Annotated in this window: 1 rRNA gene; it reads right to left on the bottom strand. The window is 58.4% G+C overall.

Annotation, left to right across the window (positions count from 1 at the left end):
- Positions 1–452: ribosomal RNA gene (locus tag ON39_RS47245) — 23S ribosomal RNA — on the bottom strand; the annotation flags it as partial.

The raw sequence follows: 452 nt of genomic DNA, 5'->3' as shown, positions 1-452 counted from the left end.
GGACGCCCTACAGGCTTACACCAGTACAACCACTGACTGGCCCAGCTACCTTCCTGCGTCACCCCATCGCTTGACTACTACACCCAGGGTCCCATGCAGCCCCCAACTCGAGACCCGAAGGTCTTCTCGTGGGATTTGGATGGTTAGCACAGATGATTCGCCATTGGGCGCGGATACACGGGTACGGGAATATCAACCCGTTGTCCATCGACTACGCCTGTCGGCCTCGCCTTAGGTCCCGACTCACCCTGGGCGGATTAACCTGGCCCAGGAACCCTTGGTCATTCGGCGGACGAGTTTCTCACTCGTCTTTCGCTACTCATGCCTGCATTCTCACTCGCGTCACCTCCACAGCTGGTTCACACCGCTGCTTCCATGGTGACACGACGCTCCCCTACCCATCCACACCACTGGATGTGCCCCCGCAGGAACACACCGGTGTTAAGTATGAA

Source organism: Nocardia tenerifensis NBRC 101015 (assembly GCF_000308715.1).
Taxonomy (GTDB): domain Bacteria; phylum Actinomycetota; class Actinomycetes; order Mycobacteriales; family Mycobacteriaceae; genus Nocardia; species Nocardia tenerifensis.
Note: the sequence above shows the minus strand (reverse complement) of the source record. Positions and strands in the feature narration are given on the sequence as shown.